The following is a 12,410-nucleotide window of genomic DNA, read 5'->3' on the forward strand; positions in this document are numbered from 1 at the left end:
CGTGATTACCTAGCCAATGGCGCGGATTTGTCCAGACAACATTGCCATATATGGTTGCCCTTCACGCGCCCAACCCCTAGTTTCAGCACAACCCCAAGCAAGAGGCGAAAAATGCTGTCCCTGATCCAGATAATTCTGCTTGTTCTGAACGTGGCGCAATTCATGATCCTTGCGCATATCATCCTGAGCTGGCTGATCAATTTTCAGGTGCTTAGCCTGAATTCGCCTATTGTCGGGTCCATCTGGGACGGGTTGAACCGGCTTTTGGAACCCGCCTATACCCGCATTCGCCAATTCCTGCCGGATCTGGGCGGCATTGACCTGGCGCCGCTTGTCGCGTTGCTTATCATTTACGGCTTGCGCATTATCTTGATTAACAACGCGGGCATGTTTGTCTGACGCAAATGCACGCAGACATCACCGACACCCCTGAAACCCTGCTGGCGCGCGTCTTCGGCTTTGCCGATTTTCGGCCCGGTCAGGCGGAAATAGTTGACGCGGTGCGTCAGGGACAGGACACGCTAGCCATCATGCCCACGGGCGGCGGCAAATCCTTGTGTTACCAATTGCCAGCACTGTGCCGGGACGGGTTGACGCTGGTGATTTCGCCCTTGATTGCCCTGATGCGCGATCAGGTGCGCGGCTTGCAGGAAGTGGGTGTCGCCGCTGGCGCGTTAACCTCGGGCAACACAGACGCCGAAAATGACGCTGTTTATACCGCCCTGTCAAGCGGCGCACTGAAGCTTTTGTATATCGCGCCCGAACGTCTGGCGTCCGGCGGCACAATCGACATGTTGCGTCGCGCCGGATGCAGCCTGATTGCGGTGGACGAGGCACATTGCGTCAGCCAATGGGGCCATGACTTCCGGCCAGACTATTTGCGCATTGGCGAATTGCGCCGGGCGCTTGATGTGCCGCTGGCCGCATTCACCGCCACCGCAGATGCCGAAACCCGGTCCGAGATTATCAAGCGGCTGTTTGGGGCGACACCGCCACGCATATTCCTGCGCGGGTTTGACCGACCGAATATTCACTTGCGATTTGTTGTCAAGAACCGCCCCCGTGACCAAATTCTGTCCTATGCGCAGGCGCGACAGGGCCAGTCCGGCATTGTGTATTGCGCCACGCGCGCGCGCACCGAATCCATTGCGCAAGCGCTGATCGATGCAGGCCATAACGCACGCGCCTATCATGGGGGCATGGATGCCCATACCCGCCGCATGGTCGAAGACCTGTTCCAACGTGACGATGACCTGATTGTTGTTGCAACAATCGCCTTCGGTATGGGGGTGGACAAGCCTGATATCAGATGGGTGGCGCATGCCGATTTGCCCAAATCCATTGAATCCTATTATCAGGAAATCGGGCGCGCGGGGCGCGACGGGGCGCCGGCCGACACAATGACGCTATTCGGGCAGGATGATATTCGGCTGCGCCGCGCGCAAATCGACGAAAGCCCTGCCCCGGTGGAACGCAAAGCCGCTGACCATGCCCGCCTGAACGCGCTTCTTGGGCTGGCCGAGGCTGCGCAATGCCGCCGCCAGATGCTGCTATCCTATTTCGGTGAAGTGTCCCCACCCTGTGGCAATTGCGACCTGTGCACCACGCCTGCCAAACTGTTCGATGCAACGACGCCTGTGCGAAAGGCACTGTCCGCAATCTTGCGCACGGGCGAAAATTTCGGCGTGGGGCATCTGGTTGATATTCTGACAGGAACCGCCACCCCAAAAGTGCGGGACCGTGGGCATGACCAATTGCCCACATTTGCTGTGGGTCGGGACCTAAGCCGCGCGAAGTGGCAGGCGGTATTTCGCCAGATGATGGGGCGGGACCTTGTGCGCCCTGACCCAGAACGCCACGGTGCATTGCGCATGACCGAGGCCGCGCGCCCCATTCTGCGCGGCGAAGCCGGGATCGAACTGCGCGAGGACAGCATCAAGACAGCACGCGACGGACCCGCGCTACGCACATTGGTCTCGGATGAAGATGCGCCGCTGTTGTCGGCCCTGAAGGCCAAACGCCGCAGCCTCGCAGAAGCCGCGCGCGTGCCAGCCTATGTTATTTTCACAGATCGCACGTTGATTGAGCTGGCGGAAAATCGCCCCGACACGATGGATGCCATGGCGCGCATTACAGGTGTCGGCGCCACCAAGTTGGACCGCTACGGCGCGGCGTTTTTGCAGGTCATAACGGGTGACCGGCCCGCCCCTGTGCACCCCGCACGCCGCAAGCTGGCAGGCCGGGACGCAGGCGCGGTTTACGATGAACTTGAAGCACTGGCGCGCAGCATCGAACGCGGAGCGGATGGCACCCAGAAGTTGCTGACGCTTTCGCCGTCGACATTGCGCTGTATCGCGGAAGCAAAACCCCAAACGCTGGCCGCGCTGGCGCGCATAAAGGGGATGGACGACGCGCGCATGGCCCGCTTTGGCGAAGCAATCGTCACACAAATAAACACCCTGTGACGCCACGGCGCAGCTTGACCCCGCCCCCGTGGCGCGACAGGTCCGAACCGAAAAGGAGCGCAAGCCATGTATCCCTTCCTGCGTTTTATCAAAGAAACCCTGAAATACCGCAACGCGCCCAAGCTGGGCCTTCTGGAAACACATGTGTCCCATCACCGTTGCTGGCCATGGGACCTTGACCCGTGGATCGAGCTGAACAACGGGCGCACCCTGACATTATATGATCTGGGACGCATACCCATGGCCATGCGCACGGGGTTAACCCATGTCCTGCGGCGCAACGGATGGGGCATTACGGTGGCGGGGAACAGCACGCGCTACCGCCAGCGTGTTCGGGCCTTTGAACGCTTTGAACTGCGCAGCCGCTGTGTGGGCTGGGATGACAAGTTCATCTATGTTGAACAAAGCATGTGGAAGGGGAATACTTGCGCCAACCACATCCTGATCCGGTCTGCATTTACCAGCGCAAAAGGCATTATTCCGCCTGTCCAAGTCGTGCAGGACCTGGGCGCTGAAACGGTCAGCCCCGCCCTGCCCGCTTGGGTGCAGGCATGGGTTGCGGCAGATAGTGAACGCCCGTGGCCCCCTGCCCGCGATTAAACCGCCCGAAACGCGCTTGACCTAAAATAAAGCCGCCCCGCAACTACTTGCGGGACGGCTTTTAGTCGGTGTCCAGGCGTAACCGCCCTTAGCCACGCTCTTCGATGATCTCGACCAGATGCGGAACCTTCGCAACCATACCGCGCACGGAGGGTGTATCTTCAAGTTCGCGCACACGGTGCATCTTGTTCAGGCCCAACCCCTTAAGGGTAGCGCGCTGAATGGCGGGGCGGCGGATCGGAGAGCCGATCTGTTTGACCACGATGGTTTTTGACATGTCCACTGTTCCCCTTAAGCGTCAGCTGTTTCAGCTTCAGGCTTGCGCAGGATCTCGGCAACTTTCTTGCCGCGACGCTGTGCCACCTGACGCGGGCTTGCTGAATTGCGCAGCGCGTCAAATGTCGCCCGAACCATGTTATAGGGGTTCTGGCTGCCTTGCGACTTGGCCACAACATCCTGAAGACCCAGCATCTCGAACACGGCGCGCATTGGACCACCGGCGATGATACCAGTCCCCGGCACGGCCTGACGCATGATCACCTTGCCCGCACCATGACGTCCTTCGATGTCGTGATGCAGGGTGCGACCGTCACGCAAGGGCACGCGGATCATCTGACGTTTGGCCTGTTCGGTGGCCTTGCGAATCGCCTCGGGCACCTCTTTGGCCTTGCCTTTGCCGAAGCCCACACGACCACGCTGGTCACCGACCACAACAAGCGCAGCAAAGCCAAAACGCTTACCACCCTTCACTGTTTTCGAAACGCGGTTGATCGCTACCAGACGATCGGCGAATTCCGGGGTTTCCTCGCGTTCGCGACGGTCCCGGCGGTTATCTCTTTCTGCCATAATCGTCTCCTCAGAACTTCAGGCCGCCTTCACGCGCAGCGTCGGCCAAGGCCTTGACTTTACCGTGAAAGATGAAACCACCGCGGTCGAAATAGCATTCCTCAATGCCAGCGGCTTTCGCGCGCTCGGCAATCGCAATGCCAACTTTGGCAGCAGCGTCCTTGTTGTTGACACCCACGACACCGAAATCTTTTTCCAATGTCGAGGCCGAAGCCAATGTAACACCATTCACATCATCGATCAGCTGAACGCTGATGTTCTTGTTCGAACGGTGCACAGTCAGGCGCGGACGCCCGTTGGCCAGTTTCTTCAGTTTGTTCCGAACGCGCAGGCGGCGTTTTTGGAACAGCTTAAGCTTAGTGTTCGCCATCTTTCGCGCCCTTACTTCTTCTTGCCTTCCTTACGGAAGATATACTCATCCTTGTAGCGGATACCTTTGCCCTTATAGGGTTCGGGACGACGCCACTTGCGGATATTTGCTGCGGTTTCACCGACCAGTTGCTGGTCAATACCTTCGACGACAACTTCGGTCTGCTTCGGCGTAGACACTGTCACACCCGCAGGCACTTCAAAGATGACTTCGTGGCTGTAACCAAGCGAAAGTTTCAGGTCCTTGCCCTGCATCGCGGCACGGTAACCAACGCCGACAAGTTCAAGTTCTTTCTTGAACCCGCCGGTCACGCCTTCGGCCAGGTTTGCGACCATCGAACGGGTCATACCCCATTGCTGGCGCGCGCGCTTGGACAGGCCACGCGGTTTGATCGTGACAAGATTGCCGTCAAGAATGATATCCACATCATCACCAGCGGTGAAACTGCGGGTACCTTTCGGCCCTTTGACTTCGATAGTCTGGCCAGACACCTGTGCGGACACACCCGAAGGCAGTTCAACAGGCTTTTTGCCAATACGAGACATTTCAGCCCTCCTTAGAACACGCGGCAGAGCACTTCGCCGCCAACATTGGCGGCCCGTGCTGCTGCATCGGACATGACACCTTTGGGCGTCGAAACCACAGAAATACCCAGCCCATTACGGACTTGCGGGATGTTCTGCACACCGGAATAAACGCGACGGCCGGGCGTGGAAATGCGCTTCAGCTCGCGGATAACAGGCTGGCCATCTGCGTATTTCAGCGAGATTTCCAGTTCTGCATGACCCGAAGCTGCGGTCACATTTTCATAGCCACGAATGTAGCCTTCGTCCTTCAGCACATCCAGAACCCAGGCACGAAGCTTGGACGCAGGGGTGCGAACGGTGGACTTGCCACGCATCTGCGCATTGCGGATACGGGTCAGCATATCGCCGAGAGGATCGTTCATCGACATCTTGCGATCTCCTTACCAGCTCGACTTGACCATGCCCGGAATCTGACCCTTGGAGGCCAGATCACGCAGCGCGATCCGCGACAGTTTCAATTTACGATAGTAGGCCTTCGGGCGCCCTGTCAGCTGGCAACGGTTGTGCAAGCGGGTTTCTGACGAATTCCGCGGCAGTTGTGCCAGTTTCAGGTTTGCCTTGAAGCGCTCTTCCATCGGGCGTTCGGCGTCGGCAGCGATTGCTTTCAGCTCAGCGCGCTTGGTTGCATATTTTGCGACCAGACGCTGACGCTTTCTTTCGCGCTCGACCATTGCTTTTTTAGCCATATCGATCTCTCCCTCTCGCGTCAGCTATTGAAGGGCATGTTGAAAGCTTTCAACAATGCCTTCGCTTCCGCGTCGGTTTTCGCGGTGGTGCAGATGATCACATCCATGCCCCAGACTTCGTCGATCTGATCGAAGTTGATTTCCGGAAACACGATATGTTCCTTGATACCCATGGCATAGTTGCCACGGCCGTCAAATGACGTGCCTTTCACACCGCGGAAGTCGCGCACGCGCGGCAGGGCGATGGTGATCAGGCGGTCAAGGAATTCATACATACGCTCACCGCGCAGGGTGACCTTCACGCCAAGCGGCATTTCTTCGCGAACACGGAACCCCGCGATCGAATTGCGCGCCTTGGTGATGACGGCTTTCTGGCCAGCAATCGCAGTCAAATCGGCCTGTGCAGATTTAATTTTCTTGCTGTCCTTCACGGCCTCGCCGATGCCCATGTTCAGCACGATCTTGTCGAGCTTGGGGATCTGCATGTCGTTCTTGTAGCCGAATTCTTCTTTCAGCACCGCGCGAACCTGGTCCTTGTAGACCGTCTTCAGGCGGGGGGTATAGGTGGCTGCGTCAAGCATCAGATCGCCTCCCCGGTTGTTTTGGCGAAGCGCACTTTCTTGTCGTCTTCCATGCGGAAGCCAACGCGGGTTGCTTTGCCATTACCATCAACCAGCGCCAGATTCGACAAATGGATGGGCATTGCCTGCGGCAAGCGGCCACCCTGGCTGTTCTGGCTTTGCTTGGTGTGGCGGATGGAGATATTCAGACCATCAACCACGGCCTGATTGTCCTTCGGCATGATGCGGCTGATTTCGCCGGTCTTGCCTCTGTCCTTGCCAGTAAGGATGACGACCTTGTCGCCCTTCTTAAGTTTTGCGGCCATCACAACACCTCCGGCGCGAGCGAGATGATCTTCATGAAGTTCTTCGCGCGCAACTCACGCACCACTGGCCCGAAAATACGGGTGCCGACGGGTTCGTTGTTGTTGTTCAGAATGACCGCAGCATTGCGGTCAAAACGGATTGCGGTTCCATCTTCACGACGAACCTCTTTGGCGGTGCGAACGACGACGGCTTTACGCACGTCCCCCTTCTTAACGCGACCGCGCGGGATGGCTTCCTTGACCGACACCACAATGATGTCACCCACTGACGCATAGCGTCGCTTGGAACCACCCAGAACCTTGATGCACTGCACCCGGCGTGCGCCGGAGTTGTCAGCGACATCCAGATTGGTCTGCATCTGGATCATTTGGTTTCTCCCGACCTTTGGGCATCATGCCCAGGGTTTCGATAAGTCTGGAGAGGCGCGACTTAAGCCGAAGCTTCAGTCACAACCTCCCAGCGCTTGGTTTTCGAAATCGGTGCACATTCGCTGATGCGAACTGTGTCGCCGATCTTGAACTGATTCAACGGATCATGGGCGCGATATTTCTTCGTGCTGCGGACCGTTTTCTTCATGACGGGGTGCGTGAAGCGGCGTTCCACCAGGACCGTTACGGTCTGGTCGTTCTTGTCGCTCGTCACTTTGCCTTGCAGTATGCGTTTGGGCATGTGCCAGCTCCTTAATTCGCCGCCGCTTCGCGGGCTTTTTCGTTGAGAATGGTCGAAACGCGCGCCGCGTCACGACGCACCTTGCGGACACGTGCTGTGTTATCCAACTGGTTCGTTGCCTTCTGGAAGCGCAGGTTAAACGCTTCTTTCTTCAACGAAACCAGTTCATCACGCAGCTGGTCCGGCGTTTTTGAACGTAAATCTTCGGCTTTCATGGCCTTTTTCCTTCAGTCAACAATCACCGGAGAGCCCCCTGTGACAGGGTCACCCTGATTCCCGGCGGAGGTGGATGAGCGTGCCGTATAGGCGTCTTGGGCAGGTTTGGCAAGGCTTTTGCCAAAAAGAAAGCGCCCCGGCCAATCCGGGCCGGAGCGCTGTAATTTTCGTCAGCTTGCGTATCCGCGCACGCTTACCAATCTTCGCGCACGACAACGCGCGTCTTGATGGGCAGCTTCATCGCGGCCAGACGCAGCGCTTCACGCGCGATGGCGTCGTTTACGCCGTCAATCTCGAACATGACGCGGCCGGGCTTGACCTTCGCGGCCCAGAAATCGACCGAACCTTTGCCTTTACCCATACGAACTTCGGTGGGTTTGGACGTGACCGGAACATCTGGAAAGATGCGAATCCAGACGCGGCCCTGGCGTTTCATGTGCCGCGTCATGGCGCGACGCGCAGCTTCGATCTGGCGCGCAGTAATGCGCTCAGGCTCGACAGCCTTCAGGCCATAGGTGCCAAAGTTCAGGTCAAACCCGCCCTTCGCATCACCCTTGATACGGCCCTTGTGCTGTTTGCGGAACTTGGTCCGTTTTGGTTGCAACATGGTGTCTCTCCTTCAGTCGGATCAGCGACGCGGGCGCTGTGCGCCGCCGCTGTCCTGAAGTTCCTGATGCCGGCGGTCACGGGCCTGCGGATCATGTTCCATGATCTCACCCTTGAAGATCCAGACCTTCACACCGATGATGCCATACGCGGTATGCGCTTCGGAATGCGCATGGTCGATGTCAGCGCGCAGCGTGTGCAAAGGCACGCGCCCTTCACGATACCATTCCGTCCGCGCAATCTCGGCGCCGCCAAGGCGGCCCGCAAGGTTCACACGAATACCCAAGGCACCCATACGCATGGCGTTCTGAACCGAACGTTTCATCGCACGACGGAAGCTGACACGGCGTTCCAACTGCTGACAAATGCTTTCGGCAACCAGCTGGGCGTCAAGTTCGGGTTTGCGCACTTCAACGATGTTCAGGTGCAGGTCGGAAGATGTCAGATTGGCCAGCTTCTTGCGCAGTGTTTCGATATCTGCGCCTTTCTTGCCAATAATGACGCCAGGACGCGCGGTGTGAATCGTCACGCGGCATTTCTTGTGCGGACGTTCAATGATCACACGGCTGATACCGGCTGCCTTGCATTCATCCTTGATGAAGTCGCGGATCTTCAGATCCTCAAGCAACAGATCACCGTAATCCTTGCTTTCAGCGAACCAACGGCTGTCCCAGGTGCGGTTCACCTGAAGGCGCATACCGATCGGATTAACCTTCTGACCCATTATGCTTGCTCCTCGACCTGGCGAACCGTGATGGTCAGCTCTGAAAACGGCTTCATGATCTTGCCAAAACGGCCCCGTGCACGCGGACGTCCGCGCTTCATCACAAGGTTCTTGCCAACCCATGCTTCCGCAACCACCAGACCGTCAACATCCAGACCGTGGTTGTTTTCAGCATTGGCAATTGCAGATTGCAGACATTTCTTCACGTCGCCAGCGATCCGTTTCTTGGAGAAAGTCAGATCAGTCAGCGCCTTGTCTACCTTCTTGCCGCGGATCATGGCCGCAACAAGGTTCAGCTTCTGAGGCGAGGTGCGCAGCATGCGCGACTTTGCCATGGCCTCATTCTCGGCCACGCGGCGCGGATTCTTCTCTTTACCCATGGCTTATTTCCGTTTCGCTTTTTTGTCGGCCGCATGCCCGTAATAGGTCCGGGTCGGTGAATACTCACCGAATTTTTGGCCAATCATGTCCTCGGTCACATTCACGGGAATGTGCTTCTTGCCGTTATACACACCAAATGTCAGACCCACGAACTGGGGCAAAATGGTAGAACGGCGGGACCAGATTTTGATAACTTCGTTGCGACCCGATTCGCGCGACTTCTCTGCCTTTTTCAAGACATAAGCGTCGACGAAAGGGCCCTTCCAAACTGAACGTGCCATGGATTAGCGACCCTTCTTCTTCGCGTGACGTGACCGCAGAATATACTGGTCGGTCTGCTTGTTGGAGCGCGTCTTGCGACCCTTGGTGTCCTTGCCCCAGGGCGTAACCGGCGTGCGGCCACCCGAGGTGCGACCCTCACCACCACCATGGGGGTGATCGATCGGGTTCATGGCAACACCACGCACCGATGGGCGTTTACCCTGATGGCGGGTGCGACCGGCCTTGCCGAAATTCTGGTTCGAGTTGTCAGGGTTCGACACGGCACCAACCGTGGCAAAGCACTCCTGACGCACCAAGCGCAATTCACCCGATGACAGGCGAATCTGTGCATAACCACCATCGCGGCCCACAAACTGCGCATAGGTGCCAGCAGCGCGTGCGATCTGGCCACCCTTGCCGGGCTTCATTTCGATGTTGTGAACGATCGTGCCGATGGGCATGCCGGAAAACGGCATTGCGTTACCAGGCTTGATGTCGGCCTTCGCGGACGCGATAACCTTGTCGCCAATCGCCAGGCGCTGCGGCGCCAGGATGTAGGCTTGCTCGCCATCATCATACTTGATCAGCGCAATGAATGCCGTGCGGTTGGGGTCGTATTCGATCCGCTCTACAACGGCGGCGACGTCAAGCTTGTTGCGCTTGAAATCTACGATACGATAAAGACGCTTTGCGCCACCGCCAATGCGGCGTGCAGTGATCCGTCCGGTGTTGTTCCGACCGCCCGACTTTGTCAAACCCTGCGTAAGGGATTTGACGGGGCGACCTTTCCAAAGCTCCGAACGGTCGATCAGAACCAGCCCACGCTGGCCCGGCGTCGTCGGCTTATACGACTTGAGTGCCATGCTTTCTGTCTTCCGTCAGCTCTGGACCAAAAAGGTCCTGTTTCAGTCAATCCGGCGCGTTGCGCCAAATAACCAACGGCCCCGAATGCGTCGGGGCCGCTGAGTCGTTTCGTTCTTTATCAAAGGCCAGTCGAGACGTCGATAGCATTTCCCTCTTCGAGGGTAACATATGCCTTCTTCACGTCCTTGCGCCGCCCCGCGATGCCGCGGAAGCGCTTGGTCTTGCCTTTGGTAATCGTGGTGTTGACGGCCTTCACCTTCACACCAAAGATCGCTTCAACAGCTTCCTTGATCTGGGGTTTGTTTGCGTCAATCGCCACTTCAAACACCACGGCATTGGCTTCCGATGCCATGGTCGCTTTTTCAGTGATAACCGGCTTGCGGATCACGTCATATTGGGTTGCTTTCACACTCATGCCAGTCGAGCCTCCAGTGCTTCAAGGCCAGCGCGGGTGATCACCAGCGTGTCACGGCGCAGAATGTCATAGACATTCGCCCCGATGGACGGCAGCACATCAACACCTTCAAGGTTGCGCGCAGCGCGGGCGAAATTCTCGTTCACCTCTGCTCCGTCAATCACAAGGGCTTTCTTCCAGCCCATGTCCTTGATTGCCTTGGCCAGAATGGCAGTTTTCGCTTCTGCCATTTCGGTTGTGTCCAGCACTACCAGCTTGCCACTGCCCGCTTTCGCGGAAAGTGCCAGTTTCAACCCAAGTGCGCGAATTTTCTTCGGCAGGTCAAAAGCGTGGCTGCGCGGGGTCGGGCCCTTGTATACACCACCTTTACGGAAGATCGGCGCGTTGCGGTCACCGTGGCGTGCGCCGCCGGTGCCCTTCTGGCGATAAATCTTCTTGGTGGAGTAGCTGGTTTCCGAGCGGGTTTTTACCTTATGGGTGCCGGCCTGGGCTTTCGCCCGCTGCCAGCGCACCACACGGTGCAGGATGTCGGCGCGCGGCTCCAGGCCAAAAATGGCCTCATTGAGCTCAACCTCACCGGCATTCCCTGCCTGCAGATTGACAACGTCGAGTTTCATCTCACTCGCCTTCCTTCTTATCAGCTTCAATCGAAGCTTCAGCCTGTTCCAGAGCAGCTGCCTGCTCTGCGGCTTCCGCTTCAATCGCGGCCTTGCGTGCAGCTTCTTCCTCGGCGGCGGCGGCAGCAGCAGCTTCCTCGGCGGCTTTACGGGCAGCGTCGGCGGCTGATTTCAGCGCAGCAGGCAGAATGGCATTGTCAGGGAACGGTTTTTTGACCGCATCCTTGATTGTCACCCAACCCCCTTTGGAACCGGGAACAGCGCCCTTGACCATGATCAGGCCGCGATCACTGTCGGTCTTGACGACCTGCAGGTTTTGCGTGGTGATCCGCGCAGCCCCCATGTGACCGGCCATCTTCTTGCCTTTGAACACTTTACCGGGGTCCTGACACTGGCCCGTGGACCCGTGCGAGCGGTGGCTGATCGACACACCATGGCTGGCCCGCAGACCACCAAAGTTGTGCCGCTTCATTGCACCGGCAAACCCCTTACCAATCGATGTGCCCGCGATGTCGACGAACTGACCTTCGAAATAATGATCAGCGGTGATTTCCTCACCAACTTCGATCAAATTCTCGGGGCTGACGCGGAATTCGGCCAGTTTGCGCTTGGGCGCGACATTGGCCTTTGCATAGTGACCGCGCATCGGCGCAGACACACGCTTGGCTTTTGCAGCGCCAGCGCCAAGCTGAACTGCGGTGTAGCCGTCTTTGTCAGCAGTGCGTTGCGACACAACCTGCAAACCGTCAAGCTGAAGAACGGTTACGGGAATTTGCCGCCCGTCCTCCATGAACAACCGGGTCATACCCAGCTTTTTTGCGATAACTCCAGAGCGCATTGTCCTGGCTCCTTACACTTTGATCTCGACATCGACACCGGCAGCGAGGTCGAGCTTCATCAGCGCGTCCACAGTTTGCGGGGTCGGATCGACGATGTCGAGCAAACGTTTATGAGTGCGGATTTCCCATTGGTCGCGCGATTTCTTGTCGATATGCGGACCACGAAGAACCGTGAACTTCTCAATCTTGTTCGGCAGCGGGATGGGCCCGCGCACCGTTGCGCCCGTGCGCTTGGCAGTATTGACGATTTCCTGTGTGCTGGCGTCCAGAACACGGTAATCGAATGCCTTAAGCCGGATGCGGATATTCTGACCTTGCATTGTCTTGTCCTCGGCTGGGAGGGGCGCGGCGAACCGCGCACCCTGCCTGCGTTTCGA

23 protein-coding genes are annotated in these 12,410 nt (G+C 57.7%); 3 read left to right on the plus strand and 20 right to left on the minus strand.

Translation table 11 applies throughout. The features are described 5' to 3' along the window. Positions 1 to 111: 111 nt before the first annotated feature. The 3 genes from ACTZWY_RS07645 to ACTZWY_RS07655 all read left to right on the plus strand — a co-directional run bounded on the left by ACTZWY_RS07645 (position 112) and on the right by ACTZWY_RS07655 (position 3,065). A complete protein-coding gene (locus ACTZWY_RS07645; RefSeq protein WP_444790104.1) occupies positions 112 to 399 on the plus strand; it encodes a YggT family protein in 288 nt (95 codons plus the stop codon). A gap of 5 nt (positions 400 to 404) precedes the next feature. Next, positions 405 to 2,465, plus strand: coding sequence for a DNA helicase RecQ (gene recQ / locus ACTZWY_RS07650; RefSeq protein WP_444790105.1), 2,061 nt, complete (start codon positions 405 to 407; stop codon positions 2,463 to 2,465). Positions 2,466 to 2,531: 66 nt separating this feature from the next. After that, on the plus strand, positions 2,532 to 3,065 hold the full coding sequence (locus ACTZWY_RS07655) for an acyl-CoA thioesterase (protein ID WP_444790106.1): 534 nt from the start codon (positions 2,532 to 2,534) through the stop codon (positions 3,063 to 3,065). An 88-nt stretch (positions 3,066 to 3,153) separates the two neighbouring features. Here ACTZWY_RS07655 and rpmD read toward each other — a convergent pair whose 3' ends face one another. From rpmD to rpsJ, 20 genes are all read right to left on the minus strand, one after another. Next, positions 3,154 to 3,342 (minus strand): 50S ribosomal protein L30, encoded by a 189-nt coding sequence (rpmD, locus tag ACTZWY_RS07660; RefSeq protein WP_444790107.1) that lies wholly within the window; start codon positions 3,340 to 3,342, stop codon positions 3,154 to 3,156. Between the two features lie 14 nt (positions 3,343 to 3,356). Beyond that, positions 3,357 to 3,911: a 30S ribosomal protein S5 gene (gene rpsE / locus ACTZWY_RS07665; RefSeq protein WP_439561260.1), complete on the minus strand. Its 555-nt coding sequence runs from the start codon at positions 3,909 to 3,911 to the stop codon at positions 3,357 to 3,359. Positions 3,912 to 3,921: 10 nt separating this feature from the next. Beyond that, the gene (gene rplR / locus ACTZWY_RS07670) at positions 3,922 to 4,281 is read right to left on the minus strand and encodes a 50S ribosomal protein L18 (RefSeq protein ID WP_277805815.1); all 360 of its coding nucleotides are present in this window, start codon (positions 4,279 to 4,281) and stop codon (positions 3,922 to 3,924) included. An 11-nt stretch (positions 4,282 to 4,292) separates the two neighbouring features. Further along, on the minus strand, positions 4,293 to 4,826 hold the full coding sequence (rplF, locus tag ACTZWY_RS07675; protein ID WP_444790108.1) for a 50S ribosomal protein L6: 534 nt from the start codon (positions 4,824 to 4,826) through the stop codon (positions 4,293 to 4,295). An 11-nt stretch (positions 4,827 to 4,837) separates the two neighbouring features. After that, positions 4,838 to 5,236 (minus strand): 30S ribosomal protein S8, encoded by a 399-nt coding sequence (gene rpsH / locus ACTZWY_RS07680; protein ID WP_444790109.1) that lies wholly within the window; start codon positions 5,234 to 5,236, stop codon positions 4,838 to 4,840. 12 nt (positions 5,237 to 5,248) lie between these two features. Beyond that, positions 5,249 to 5,554, minus strand: a complete 306-nt coding sequence (rpsN, locus tag ACTZWY_RS07685; RefSeq protein ID WP_444790110.1) for a 30S ribosomal protein S14 — start codon at positions 5,552 to 5,554, stop codon at positions 5,249 to 5,251. A 20-nt stretch (positions 5,555 to 5,574) separates the two neighbouring features. Continuing rightward, on the minus strand, positions 5,575 to 6,135 hold the full coding sequence (gene rplE, locus ACTZWY_RS07690) for a 50S ribosomal protein L5 (protein ID WP_444790111.1): 561 nt from the start codon (positions 6,133 to 6,135) through the stop codon (positions 5,575 to 5,577). Next, positions 6,135 to 6,440: a 50S ribosomal protein L24 gene (rplX, locus tag ACTZWY_RS07695; protein ID WP_444790112.1), complete on the minus strand. Its 306-nt coding sequence runs from the start codon at positions 6,438 to 6,440 to the stop codon at positions 6,135 to 6,137. Before rplX ends, rplE begins: the two co-directional genes overlap by 1 nt. Continuing rightward, a complete protein-coding gene (gene rplN, locus ACTZWY_RS07700) occupies positions 6,440 to 6,808 on the minus strand; it encodes a 50S ribosomal protein L14 (RefSeq protein ID WP_179907310.1) in 369 nt (122 codons plus the stop codon). Before rplN ends, rplX begins: the two co-directional genes overlap by 1 nt. Before the next feature lie 62 nt (positions 6,809 to 6,870). Further along, positions 6,871 to 7,110, minus strand: coding sequence for a 30S ribosomal protein S17 (rpsQ, locus tag ACTZWY_RS07705; protein WP_274349948.1), 240 nt, complete (start codon positions 7,108 to 7,110; stop codon positions 6,871 to 6,873). Positions 7,111 to 7,121: 11 nt separating this feature from the next. Then, positions 7,122 to 7,325, minus strand: coding sequence for a 50S ribosomal protein L29 (gene rpmC / locus ACTZWY_RS07710; protein ID WP_444790113.1), 204 nt, complete (start codon positions 7,323 to 7,325; stop codon positions 7,122 to 7,124). 194 nt (positions 7,326 to 7,519) lie between these two features. Next, positions 7,520 to 7,933: a 50S ribosomal protein L16 gene (rplP, locus tag ACTZWY_RS07715; RefSeq protein WP_439561270.1), complete on the minus strand. Its 414-nt coding sequence runs from the start codon at positions 7,931 to 7,933 to the stop codon at positions 7,520 to 7,522. Positions 7,934 to 7,954: 21 nt separating this feature from the next. Beyond that, a complete protein-coding gene (rpsC, locus tag ACTZWY_RS07720; RefSeq protein WP_444790114.1) occupies positions 7,955 to 8,656 on the minus strand; it encodes a 30S ribosomal protein S3 in 702 nt (233 codons plus the stop codon). Then, on the minus strand, positions 8,656 to 9,036 hold the full coding sequence (rplV, locus tag ACTZWY_RS07725; protein WP_444790115.1) for a 50S ribosomal protein L22: 381 nt from the start codon (positions 9,034 to 9,036) through the stop codon (positions 8,656 to 8,658). The genes rpsC and rplV overlap by 1 nt, the downstream gene beginning before the upstream one ends. Before the next feature lie 3 nt (positions 9,037 to 9,039). Next, a complete protein-coding gene (gene rpsS / locus ACTZWY_RS07730) occupies positions 9,040 to 9,318 on the minus strand; it encodes a 30S ribosomal protein S19 (RefSeq protein ID WP_071469573.1) in 279 nt (92 codons plus the stop codon). Positions 9,319 to 9,321: 3 nt separating this feature from the next. After that, a complete protein-coding gene (rplB, locus tag ACTZWY_RS07735) occupies positions 9,322 to 10,161 on the minus strand; it encodes a 50S ribosomal protein L2 (protein WP_444790116.1) in 840 nt (279 codons plus the stop codon). Between the two features lie 119 nt (positions 10,162 to 10,280). After that, entirely contained in the window at positions 10,281 to 10,577 is a 297-nt protein-coding gene (locus ACTZWY_RS07740; RefSeq protein WP_444790117.1) for a 50S ribosomal protein L23, read from the minus strand. After that, positions 10,574 to 11,194, minus strand: coding sequence for a 50S ribosomal protein L4 (rplD, locus tag ACTZWY_RS07745; RefSeq protein ID WP_444790118.1), 621 nt, complete (start codon positions 11,192 to 11,194; stop codon positions 10,574 to 10,576). Before rplD ends, ACTZWY_RS07740 begins: the two co-directional genes overlap by 4 nt. Before the next feature lies 1 nt (position 11,195). Further along, positions 11,196 to 12,032 (minus strand): 50S ribosomal protein L3, encoded by an 837-nt coding sequence (gene rplC / locus ACTZWY_RS07750; RefSeq protein WP_444790119.1) that lies wholly within the window; start codon positions 12,030 to 12,032, stop codon positions 11,196 to 11,198. A gap of 12 nt (positions 12,033 to 12,044) precedes the next feature. Further along, entirely contained in the window at positions 12,045 to 12,353 is a 309-nt protein-coding gene (gene rpsJ, locus ACTZWY_RS07755; RefSeq protein WP_071797400.1) for a 30S ribosomal protein S10, read from the minus strand. Positions 12,354 to 12,410 lie beyond the last annotated feature (57 nt).

Origin of the sequence: Roseinatronobacter sp. NSM (genome assembly GCF_052379845.1) — a bacterium.
In the GTDB taxonomy this organism is placed as follows: Bacteria; Pseudomonadota; Alphaproteobacteria; order Rhodobacterales; family Rhodobacteraceae; genus Roseinatronobacter.